This is a genomic window from Xenorhabdus sp. PB30.3 (genome assembly GCF_963895965.1).
Lineage (GTDB): Bacteria > Pseudomonadota > Gammaproteobacteria > Enterobacterales > Enterobacteriaceae > Xenorhabdus > Xenorhabdus stockiae.
The window spans coordinates 1-11,296 of the sequence record NZ_CAWQMW010000015.1; the positions used below are offsets into that span (position 1 = coordinate 1).

At 41.2% G+C, this 11,296-nt stretch carries 11 protein-coding genes and 3 pseudogenes; 13 read left to right on the top strand and 1 reads right to left on the bottom strand.

The genetic code is table 11. The features are described from left to right. The first annotated feature begins 208 nt into the window (after positions 1-208). The 13 genes and pseudogenes from AACX38_RS02000 to AACX38_RS02060 form a co-directional block, all read left to right on the top strand. Positions 209-886 (top strand): hypothetical protein, encoded by a 678-nt coding sequence (locus AACX38_RS02000; protein WP_228865608.1) that lies wholly within the window; start codon positions 209-211, stop codon positions 884-886. A 125-nt stretch (positions 887-1,011) separates the two neighbouring features. After that, positions 1,012-2,166 (top strand): phage major capsid protein, encoded by a 1,155-nt coding sequence (locus AACX38_RS02005; RefSeq protein WP_228865609.1) that lies wholly within the window; start codon positions 1,012-1,014, stop codon positions 2,164-2,166. Between the two features lie 42 nt (positions 2,167-2,208). Beyond that, the gene (locus AACX38_RS02010) at positions 2,209-2,757 is read left to right on the top strand and encodes an HK97 family phage prohead protease (RefSeq protein WP_228865610.1); all 549 of its coding nucleotides are present in this window, start codon (positions 2,209-2,211) and stop codon (positions 2,755-2,757) included. Between the two features lie 2 nt (positions 2,758-2,759). Continuing rightward, complete coding sequence (locus AACX38_RS02015) at positions 2,760-3,977, top strand: phage portal protein (RefSeq protein WP_228865611.1); 1,218 nt, start codon at positions 2,760-2,762, stop codon at positions 3,975-3,977. Further along, on the top strand, positions 3,974-4,309 hold the full coding sequence (locus AACX38_RS02020; RefSeq protein ID WP_099115757.1) for a phage head closure protein: 336 nt from the start codon (positions 3,974-3,976) through the stop codon (positions 4,307-4,309). The genes AACX38_RS02015 and AACX38_RS02020 overlap by 4 nt, the downstream gene beginning before the upstream one ends. Next, positions 4,306-4,608, top strand: coding sequence for a head-tail connector protein (locus tag AACX38_RS02025; RefSeq protein WP_228865612.1), 303 nt, complete (start codon positions 4,306-4,308; stop codon positions 4,606-4,608). Before AACX38_RS02020 ends, AACX38_RS02025 begins: the two co-directional genes overlap by 4 nt. Next, positions 4,608-5,033, top strand: a complete 426-nt coding sequence (locus tag AACX38_RS02030; RefSeq protein ID WP_228865613.1) for an HNH endonuclease — start codon at positions 4,608-4,610, stop codon at positions 5,031-5,033. The genes AACX38_RS02025 and AACX38_RS02030 overlap by 1 nt, the downstream gene beginning before the upstream one ends. Before the next feature lie 121 nt (positions 5,034-5,154). Then, the gene (locus tag AACX38_RS02035; protein ID WP_228865614.1) at positions 5,155-5,508 is read left to right on the top strand and encodes a phage terminase small subunit P27 family; all 354 of its coding nucleotides are present in this window, start codon (positions 5,155-5,157) and stop codon (positions 5,506-5,508) included. Continuing rightward, positions 5,505-7,166, top strand: coding sequence for a terminase large subunit (locus AACX38_RS02040; RefSeq protein WP_228865615.1), 1,662 nt, complete (start codon positions 5,505-5,507; stop codon positions 7,164-7,166). Before AACX38_RS02035 ends, AACX38_RS02040 begins: the two co-directional genes overlap by 4 nt. Before the next feature lie 271 nt (positions 7,167-7,437). Then, entirely contained in the window at positions 7,438-7,704 is a 267-nt protein-coding gene (locus AACX38_RS02045) for a helix-turn-helix domain-containing protein (protein WP_228865616.1), read from the top strand. A 208-nt stretch (positions 7,705-7,912) separates the two neighbouring features. Continuing rightward, positions 7,913-9,586, top strand: coding sequence for a P-loop NTPase fold protein (locus tag AACX38_RS02050; RefSeq protein WP_228865617.1), 1,674 nt, complete (start codon positions 7,913-7,915; stop codon positions 9,584-9,586). Positions 9,587-9,643: 57 nt separating this feature from the next. Beyond that, positions 9,644-9,766 (top strand): annotated as a pseudogene (locus AACX38_RS02055) (helix-turn-helix domain-containing protein); the annotation flags it as partial. 466 nt (positions 9,767-10,232) lie between these two features. Continuing rightward, positions 10,233-11,186 (top strand): annotated as a pseudogene (locus tag AACX38_RS02060) (tyrosine-type recombinase/integrase); the annotation flags it as partial. A gap of 14 nt (positions 11,187-11,200) precedes the next feature. Here AACX38_RS02060 and AACX38_RS02065 read toward each other — a convergent pair. Then, a pseudogene (locus AACX38_RS02065) lies at positions 11,201-11,296 on the bottom strand (IS982 family transposase); the annotation flags it as partial.

Here is an 11,296-nt window from a genome sequence, read left to right on the forward strand (position 1 = left end):
AATGAATATAGCTAAATATCCCGTTATCCCGTTATCCCGTGAAAATCTACATAGATGTATATTTATTTACGTATAGTTAGGAGATTTATCCTATAATGATGTATTCGGTGTTTTACTTTTGGATGAAAATTAAATTGAGAGGATGTTTTATAAAGTTGGTCAGGTGTTAAATGCTTAAGAATAATTCACAGATTAATAATGAGGATTTATGATGGATTTTGCCAAAATTATGGAGCTAATATCTAGTCATGGACGGATGGGGTTTTTATTATTTGTTTTTATTTACTTACTATTTATTTTAACTATTGTAAATATACATAATACTTTATTGTATAAAACATTCGTTATTTTTAATCCAGAGAAAAAGTTACTGACAAAAATAAAATCTCTTCGAAGGATATCAAGAAATGATAAAATATCAGAAGATATAAGAGCATTGGCAAAAAATGAAGAAATTAGAACTTTAAATTCATTCTATTTAAAGTGTAATCTTAGTGTTGATGTTCAAAATGTTTGGGCGAAATTAATTTTATTTCATAAAAATAAAAATATTTCAATGGAATCATATAAAAAAGTTTATTCTTTATTTCCAGTAAAAAATTCGAGGTTAGAAAAAGAAATTGGCTTTTTTTATTTAGTAAAAACATGGGTAATGACAATAATTCAAACTATATTATTCTTAGTATCAAGTTTTTTGGGAGCATTATCTCTAGCTGCTTCTTTAAACATTGTAGGTGGTGAGGGTAGTATGAAGTTAACGGTGTATTACTTTTCTTGCTTTATATTACTGGTAGTGTTTTCGGCTTTTTTCAGTTCAGAAAATCCAAATTATTTTACTTATAAAAAAGTCAAGGAGCTAATTAAAGAGTATAATCAAGCCCATTAAGTAAAATAATGTAATTTTTTTGTATTCATGTTTTCATATGCTTAGCCTTCATCTGGTGAGGGCTTTTTTATTATTTTTCATGTTGTTAAATATCTTTTACTGAAAAACTGGATATAAAAAACACCATGAAAAAACTACTCGAATTACGCCAACAAAAAGCCGATTTAACCCATCAAATGCGTTCGCTGCTGACCAAAGCCGAAAATGAAAAACGCTCACTCAATGCCGATGAAGCTAAACAGTTCGACGAGCTGCGAAACCAATCTGATTCTCTGAATACTGAAATTGCTCGTTATGAAGCATTGTCTGATGAAGAACGTAGCCAAGCCAAAAACCAGCCGACCAATAATAAACTCAATAATGACGAACTACGCCACTATATCCTGACTGGCGAAGCCCGCTCTCTGTCTACAAGCATCCCCGCAGACGGCGGCTATACCGTTATCCCTGAGCTGAACAAACAGATCATGCAGCAATTAGCTGATGAATCCGTTATGCGTCGAATCTGTACGATTAAAACCACACGCAGCAACGAATATAAACAACTTGTTTCGGTCGGTGGCGCAGCGGTTGCTCATGGGGAAGAAGGCAAGGCGCGTAGTGAGACGGCGACACCAAAGATGGAAGAAGTCAGCATCAAGCTGTTTCCTATCTATGCCTACCCCAAAACTACCCAAGAAATCATCGATTTTAGCGATGTCGATATGTTAGGCTGGTTAACCTCAGAAATCGCTGACACCTTTGTTGACACCGAAGAAACAGATCTGGTTAGCGGTGACGGTAGCAAAAAAGCGAAAGGCTTTCTGTCTTATCCCCGTGATAACAAAGCTGACAAGGTACGTGCATTCGGTACGCTGCAAAAGCTGGAAGTTACCAGCCTTGAGGCCGATAGCCTAATTGACCTGAAATTTCTGCTCAGGAACAAATATCGTAAAAATGCAGTGTGGGTGATGAACTCCACGACCGCCGCCAACGTGCAAAAACTGAAAAACGGCAATGGCGATTACATCTGGCGCGAACGTCTGCAAGCGGGTGATCCTGATATGTTGCTGGGCTTACCTGTCCATTATCTCGAATTTATGCCGGATGACATCATTAGTCTGGGCGACTTCAACCGCGGTTACTTCATCGTTGACCATCAAACGGGCATTCGTACCCGTCCTGACAATATCACCGAACCGGGATTTTATAAGGTACATACCGATAAATATCTGGGCGGCGGGCTGGTGGATTCCAACGCAATCAAGGTGCTGGAAATCAAAGGCACTAAAGCGGGTTAACGGTAAGGGGCACTGCGCCCCTTTGTAATCTGGAATCTACCAATGAAAAATGATTTTGAAATCCGCACTGCTTCCCTTTCTGCCAGTGATAAGAAACTGACAGGCTATGTGATTAAGTGGAACAGCCGATCACATATCTTGTGGGATGAATTTATCGAACAGTTCGCCCCGAATGCCTTTAGCGCCAGTCTAGCGGCAAGTGCTGATATCAGGGCACTGTATGAACATGATCATATGAACCTGTTAGGCCGTACCACATCTGGAACATTGCAACTTAGCGAAGATGCCACCGGATTACGTTTCGAACTCACCCCGCCTGATACGCAATTAGGGCGTGATGTGCTGACACTGGTTGAGCGTGGTGATATTCAGGGAATGTCCTTTGGTTTTCGTGCCATTAAAGATCAGTGGGATACCAGCCAAACACCGTATGTCAGAACCGTCTTAGAGGCTGAATTACGGGAAATTACTGTCACCAGTTTACCCGCCTACCCTGAAAGCGGTGTTGAGATTGCCAAACGCTCCCTGAATGCAGTAAATCCCTGCAATGCGGATTTGCGCCATTACTGGCTGCAATTGTCTGAGGTGTGATTATGTGGCCTTTTAAGCGAAAAGCCTCTGAGACTCGTAGTATCAGCATTGATGAGTTTCTTTCTCTGGCGGGTATGTCTAATACCAAATCCGGCGAGCATGTTTCCCCCTCGACCGCCGAGGGTTTACCTGCCGTGATGAACGCCGTCACAGTGATTAGTGAAGCCGTTGCCACCATGCCCTGTTATCTCTATCGGGTGCAGCACCAGCACGGCAAAGAATCCCGCGAATGGTTGAGCGATCACCCTGTAGATTATTTACTCAATGAATGCCCTAACGATTGTCAGACCCCGTTTCAGTTTAAGCGAACACTGATGCGCCATTGTCTGTTAAATGGTAATGCCTATGCGGTCATAGTCTGGGGGCGTGATGGTCAGCCACAATCCTTGCACTCTTACCCACCGTCAGCGGTTGTACCGCAACGGTTATCCGATCACCGGTTCGCCTATACCATCACCGAACCCTATAGCGGCAAGGTCAGAACCTACCTACAGGAAGAGGTGTTGCATTTGCGCTATGCCACGGAAGATGGCTTTCTTGGTCGCTCACCAGTCACGATTTGCCGTGAAACACTGGGTTTGGGGTTGGCGCAACAGCGCCACGGGGCCAGCATTATGAAAGAGGGCATGATGGCAGCGGGTGTGATTAAAGCCGCTGACTGGCTGGATGGCATCAAGGGTAATAAGGCGTTGGAAGCCCTCGAACGTTATAAAGGCGCTCGCAATGCAGGGAAAACGCCTATTCTTGAGGGTGGGATGGAATACCAGCAATTAGGCATGAGTAACCAGGATGCGGAGTGGTTGGCCTCCCGTCGTTTCACTATTGAAGATATCGCCCGGATGTTCAATGTCAGTCCTATCTTTCTGCAAGAGTATTCGAACAGTACCTACAGCAACTTTAGTGAGGCCTCCCGTGCTTTTCTGACAATCACCATGCGCCCGTGGCTTGCCAATTTTGAGCAGCAAATCAAATCCGCCTTGCTGATGAATTCACCAACAAAAGGCATTCGCTACCAAGTCGAATTCGACACAGCTGATCTACTTCGCGCCAATCCGAAAGAACGTTTCCAGAGCTACGAGACAGCGATTAAATCCGGTGTGATGTGCCCGAATGAAGCCCGTGAACGGGAAGGCTTATCGCCCCGTGCCGGTGGCGATGAATTCAGTCAGGCATGGAAACAAACCGTGGAAATCAAACAAGACAAGGAGAGTAACGAATGAGAGCAGGCAGATTACGGCATCGGGTGACAATCCGAAAAAATGAAGCCAGTCGGGGTAAATTTGGTGAAGTACTCAACAACTGGGTAGATTTAGCCACGGTCTGGGCAGAAGTGAAAGCGATTAGTGGACGAGAGCTGGTGGCATCCGGCGCCGTGTTCTCCGAAGCCACCGTGCGTATCTGGCTGCGTTATCGTGCTGATGTGACCACTGCGAACAGCATTACCTTTCACGGAGCGAACACGACGGGCACAGCTTTTAGCATTATGGCGGTCATCCCCGATGCGAAATACACCCGCCTAGAGCTGCTTTGCAAGGGAGGCATATTCCGATGAGCCGGATTGAAATTCCCCTGAGTGAAATCAAACAGCATTGCCGACTGGAGGAAGCTTACACCCTTGATGATAGCTTATTAACGGGCTATGCCGCCGCTGCGTTGGAAGTCTGCCAGCAACATATCGGTAAACGCTTTGATAAAGGATTGGTTTTCACGCCAGCGATTAAAGTTGGTTGCCTGCTCTATATCGGCTTGTTGTATGAAAATCGGGAAATGGTGACAGATGTTGAACTGAAAGAAGTGCCTTTTACCATCAAATCACTGTGGTCTGTCTATCGTGATGTGGGGATCTACTGATGCCGTGGCAACCGTTAAGACGTTGTAGCTATCCGAGTTGTAAACAACGGGTAAAGTCTGGTCGCTGTGAGGAACATCGGCGGGAACAGAACAGGCAGCGTGGTACACGTACCGAACGTGGCTACAGTAACCGATGGAGCAGATACAGATTGATGTATCTCAAAACGCATCCCTTATGTTTGCATTGCCTCAAGCTGAACTGCTACATGCCTGCAACCATTGTGGATCATATCATCCCGATACAGGGTGAAGCGGATGTGCTGTTCTGGCCTGCATCCAATCATCAAGCACTATGCCATGCTTGCCACAACCGTAAGACGGTACAGACAGACCCACTCACCAAAGCCAAGCGCAAACAAGGTGCTTATCGGGAGCAGGAAGCAAAAGCAGCACGATTGGTTAGCTTTGGAATAATAACAAACTGAAATAACGGGGGGGGGGGGGTATAAAAAATGACAAATGCCCCTCTGAACGGAACCGCCCCCTCCTTCAATTTTTATGCCCGGCAATTTTTTTGAAAATAAATCACAAGGAACAGCGAAAATTATGGCAAGAGCACCTAAACCACCCACTTATTTAAATGAGATTGCCGCCAGTCAATGGAAGGCCAAAAGCAAAATCTTAAACGAGCGGGAAGATTTGAACACCGCCGACTGGAACAATTTAGAACTGTACTGCGTCAACTACGCCATTTACCGAAAGGCGGTGGCAGACCTTGATATCAGAGGCTTTAGCATTGTGAATAGTCAGGGCAGTGAAAGCCGTAACCCGTCATTGAGTGCCAAAGCCGACGCTGAAAAAATCATGATAAAAATGTCTGCATTACTGGGTTTTGATCCGGTATCAAGGCGCAAAAATCCGGTGGAAACGGAGGAAGAGGACGAGCTAGACCGACTATGAACGCATGGGAACAATACGCTTTTGATATCGAAAATAGCACAATTCCGGCCTGTAAACGGGTAAAACAGGCGGTGAAACGCTATCTCAACGATCTGAATAACCCGCTTTATCTGTTTGATTCGGAGATGGTGGCACGATTTATTGCCTTTTCCCGCTACTGTCCGCACGTCAAAGGCCATTTGCGCGGTAAACCCATCATGCTGGAGCCGTGGCAGCAGTTCGCCTTTGCCAACCTGTTCGGCTTCAAAGTGAAAGCAACCGGACGGCGGAAATACCGCAGTGCTTATATTCAGGTGCCACGCAAAAATGCTAAATCCACCGTGGCCGCGATACTGGCGAACTGGTTTCTGGTGATGGAGTCAGGCCAGCAAGATATTTACACCGCTGCCGTGAGTCGGGATCAGGCGCGTATTGTGTTTGATGATGCCCGCCAGATGTGCCTGCTATCCAAACCACTCAAGAAACGGGTAGCTATTCAGCAGCACAAAGTCACTTATGCTAAGAGCAACAGTCTGTTAAAACCACTGGCAGCCAAAGCCGCTACAATTGAAGGCACTAACCCCAGTCTGGCAATTGTCGATGAGTATCATTTACACCCAGATAACGCAGTCTACTCTGCCCTTGAGCTGGGTATGGGGGCACGTCCCGAAGGTATTCTGTTTGCCATTACCACGGCAGGCAGTAATGTAATCTCCGCCTGTAAGCAGCACTATGATTATTGCTGTCAGATATTGGATGGCGAAGAGCAAAATGCATCACTGTTCGCCCTGATTTACGAGCTGGACGACGAGAAAGAGATTGATGATGAATCACTTTGGATAAAGGCCAATCCTAACCTGGATATTTCCGTGGACAGTGCCGCTTTGCATGACACTCTCCAGAAAGCCCGGGGCATTCCCTCACAATGGACAGAGATGCTAACCAAACGCTTTAATATCTGGTGTCAGGGTGAAACGCCGTGGATGGGCGAAGGGGCATGGAAAGCCTGCCAACTCGACTATGATGAAAACGACCTGAAAGGACTGGAGTGTTACGCCGGATTAGATTTATCCTCCACAGGCGATATCACCAGTATCTGTTACACGTTCCCCGTGGATAACGAACTGTTATTACTGACCCGCCATTACTTACCCGAAGCCCAGTTACAGAATCCTGCCAATAAGAATCGGGCAATCTACCGTCAATGGGTACAAATGGGCTGGATACGTACCACGACAGGCGATTGTATTGATTATGATCGTATTCGTGATGATATCCTTAAAGACAGCCAGCACTTTGATATCAAGCTGGTGGGCTTTGATACATGGAACGCCACACACTTAAGAACTCAGCTACAGGGCGCAGGGCTGGATGTTGAACCCTTCCCGCAAACCTACATGCGTTTTAGCCCGGTAGCGAAATCGGCTGAGGTATTTGTTAACCGCAAAGTTATTCGTCACAACGGCGATCCGGTGCTTGCGTGGGCTATTGCTAATGTCGTGATGGAAACAGACGCCACCGCCAATATCAAACCGAATAAAAAGAAATCCGCCAATAAGATAGATCCGGCTATTGCGTTTTTGATGAGTTTTGGTACATGGCAAGTAGAGCATGAAGATTTTTCGTTTACTTTGAGCGAAGAACAGCAGAAGCGCCTTAACACATTTAATGGAATATAACGTAAAAAGGTAAGCACTTTTACTGATTCGCTTATTGAAGCAGATAAACCAATCAGTTAAAGTAGCCTCGCCATTGGCAAATACCGATGGTCAAGGCGTCGCGGCCTTGTGCGCTTATACACTGGTAAGAATCTTTACCAGTGTGCCTGCTATCACCTTTTCTATGGTGGTTCAGGCGGGGGAGGCTTCGGCCTCGCCGGAGTAAGCGCCGGTCCGCGAACCCTGTCTGAATCGCCACCATCAATATTAATTAATGGAAGGGGTAGCAGAAATGAATAACGTTAAAAATGATTGGCATCAAGCGGATATTATTGCTGCACTACGCAAGCGTGGTACAACCTTAGCGGCTGTCTCCCGTGAAGCGGGACTCAGTTCATCTACACTGGCAAATACTCTCAGTCGCCCGTGGCCTAAAGGTGAGTGGATTATTGCTAACTATCTCGAAATGCATCCTTCTGAGATTTGGCCTAGTCGGTATTTTGATCAGAGTGGTCAACTTATTGAGCGTAAGATTAGAAATAAAAGTAATTACTCTTAGTGGAATAATTTCATCTGTAATTAATGTGGTTTCTAAATAACAAATTAAAGTGAAAGTGAAAGTGAATTAAAGTGTCACAGCAGTAAGAATGATATCTCAGATATTCTTTTAAATAATTTTCTGATGTTTTAAATTTAAGAATGGTCACGTAAGTGGCCTTTTTCTTCAATAAGTTAAATTGATTTATATATATTTTTGGGGAGTATAAATGTCTATAGAGGTGATTGAAAACCAGATTTCTCATTTCTTATCATCAGATACACCTGAAGTAATGGTAATTAAAGGTGATTGGGGTGTAGGAAAAACTTTTAGTTGGAAAAAATTTCTGGCAGATGCTAAAGGTAGAAATGGAATTAAACTCAATAAATATTCCTATGTTTCTTTATTTGGGATTAATTCCTTGGAATCACTTAAACATTCTATCGCTGAAAATGTTGTAGAGCGTAAACTTATTGGTGCAGAAACTAGCATTAATATATTCAAGGATAATACAGTTAGTCGCACAAAATCCTTTGTAAAGAGGCATATTAAATTTTTGAAAGATTTACCTATTATAAAATTATTTATTCCTACAGTTCAAGAAATTTCTTTTTTATCCTTAAGCCAAACCATTATATGTATCGATGATCTTGAGAGGAAAGGTAATAAACTTGACATTAGAGATATTCTTGGGCTAGTTTCGTCATTAAAAGAACAAAAAAAATGCAAGATTATTTTACTTTTAAATGATAAAGAAGAAGGTCTTGAAGACTATAGAAGATATCTTGAAAAAGTTGTTGATGTTGAGCTATCTTTTTCTCCAAGTGCTGAGGAATGCGCTCAAATAGCTTATTCTAACGAGGTTGATTATCATTCAAAATTGAAAGAATTGACAATTAATCTAGGGATCAGAAATATAAGAATATTGAAGAAAATTGAGCGGTTAGTAAAGCTATCTTTGCCTATCATGAAAGGTTGTGAAACGGATACAGAAGATAAAATTTTACATTCTATTGTACTTTACTCATGGAGTTATTACTGTTCAAATTCTAATAGTGATATTCCTCCTTTAGACTTCATTATTAACATAGGATATGAATTATTTATTTCCAATAAAAAAGAAATTAGTGAAGAAGAAAAAAAATGGATAACTATTTTAACCAGATACAATTATCGGCTAACTAGTGATTTAGACATTACTCTTGCAAAAGCTGTCAAAACAGGGTTTTTCATTGAGTCTGAATTAAAAGAAAAAATTGATTTTGAAAATAAAAAAATTATAGCAGCTAAAGCTGAAAATTCTTTTTCAAGTGCTTGGGAACTCTATCATGACTCATTTGATAATAATACCAATGAAGTGATTAGTCGACTGTATGATAGTTTAAAAAATAATTGCAAACATATCACTCCTATGAATTTAAATGGAACAGTAACCTTGTTTAGAGAACTTGGTGAAAATAATAAAGCTTCCGAAATAATTGACATATACATTGAAAATAGAAAAGATGAAGTTGGTTTATTCAATTTAAGAGAGGCTAATGTTTCTGGTGATATTAAAGACAGAGAAATAATTGATAAATTTAACGAATGTTATAATAGGTCAGTTATAATAGAAAGTGCTGGGCAAGTATTAGCACGAATTGCTAATACTAATGGTTGGAATCCTGATGATGAAGTAATTCTTGTTAACACATCCGTTGATGATTATTACAATTTATTTAAATCTGAAAAAGGTGATCGCATGCGTTCATTTGTATTTAAATGCTTAAATTTTGATCTACCCTCAAATGCTAGTGAACAACAAAAGGAGATAACTAACAAAGCCGTTGAAGCCTTAAAGAAAATCGCAGCAGAAAGCGAGATCAATAAACTAAGAGTCCAAAAATTTGGGATAGATATATAAAAAATCATTCAAGAAGTTGAATTTACTTCTATTCAATCAGTTAGGCGACATTGATCTAAAGGAGAGCGGATCATCGCTAACTATCTCGAAATATATCCCTCTGAAATCTGGCCTAGTTGGTACTTTGATATGTACGGTCAGCTTATTGAGCGTAAGGTTCATAATGCACCAGTAGAATAATTGTTACTAATTTTGTGAACTAATTCGTAAAACAAATGAAACTTAATGCTAAGCCTTGAGGCTAAAAAGTAGTAGTCAGATTTAACTATTTTTAAAACTCATGGCTTTTTTATTTTATAAGTCTAATAAAGTCTTACAAAGTAAATAAAAAATATTAAAATTATAAAGTTAACTAAATTAGTTATGCAAAATAACCAAGGGGCAAAAAAAGGGGCATATAAACATGGTATTAAAAATAAATCATTATTATTCATTTTGTTAAACTTATTTACTATTCCTGCAGGGGGCGCCAAATGAACATCTCTTATAGTCTACTCAAATCCATTAACCACAGTAAAATTAATCAAATTGCTAAATTCCTCATCTATCGAAGTCTAGTAGTGTCTTTCTAAATCTCTACAATTTGTTGTATAGTTTTTTGTATAGAGTTTCCCTCTACAATTGTTCTATACAAGATTGGTGATTTATGAAGCTGACAGATTTGGCAATCAAACGAGCCAAACCAAAAGAAAAAGCCTATACACTGGCAGACGGCAATGGGCTATCTTTATTGGTTGATACCAATGGTTCCAAAGGCTGGCGATATCGTTATCAATTTGCGGGTAAAACCAAAATGATCTCATTAGGTGTTTATCCGGTAGTAACACTCACCGAAGCCAGAACCAAACGCGATGAGGCAAGAAAGCTGGTGGCTAACGGAATTAACCCTAGTGAAGTAAGAAAAATTGAAAAGATATCCGCAGCAAACCAAATAGAAAACACCTTTGAAAATATAACTCGTGAATGGTACGAAAAACGCGTAGACAGGTGGTCAGCTTCTTATGCTAAAGAAATGATGGAAACATTTGAAAAAGACGTTTTCCCATATATAGGCAATAAACCTATTGCTGAGATTAAGCCAATGGAACTTATGGCTGTTTTATCACGAATGAACGAGCGGAAAGCGACTGAAAAGCTCAGAAAAGTGCATCAGCGGTGTGGTGAGGTATGGCGATATGCAATAGTAACAGGGAGAGCTGAATATAATCCCGCCCCAGATTTAGTGTCTGCTTTTGCTCCACATAAAAAAGAACATTATTCATTTTTAACTGTTGATGAGATCCCTGAGTTCTATAAATCCTTAAATGCCTATACTGGTAGTTTCATCGTAAAAATGGGGATGCGATTACAAATGATAATTGGTGCCCGTCCCGGTGAATTACGTAAGGCTGAATGGTCAGAAATTGATTTCCAAAAATCCCAGTGGGAAATACCCACTGCAAAAATGAAAATGCGTCGCCCTCATATTGTTCCATTATCAAATCAGGCTATTGATATTTTAGAACAGCTACAGCCCATTACAGGACAAGGGAAATATGTTTTTCAGGGTAGGAATGATGCAAATAAACCTATGAGCGAAATGGCATTAAATTTATTAATTAACCCTAATTCTGTTTAAGCCATTGCTGAAATATCTTCTTCTGAGTAGAAAATTTTCAGTGATGGCTTCTTCTCTTTAAGGCTGTAAGCAATCAATCCCGTTAAAACAGT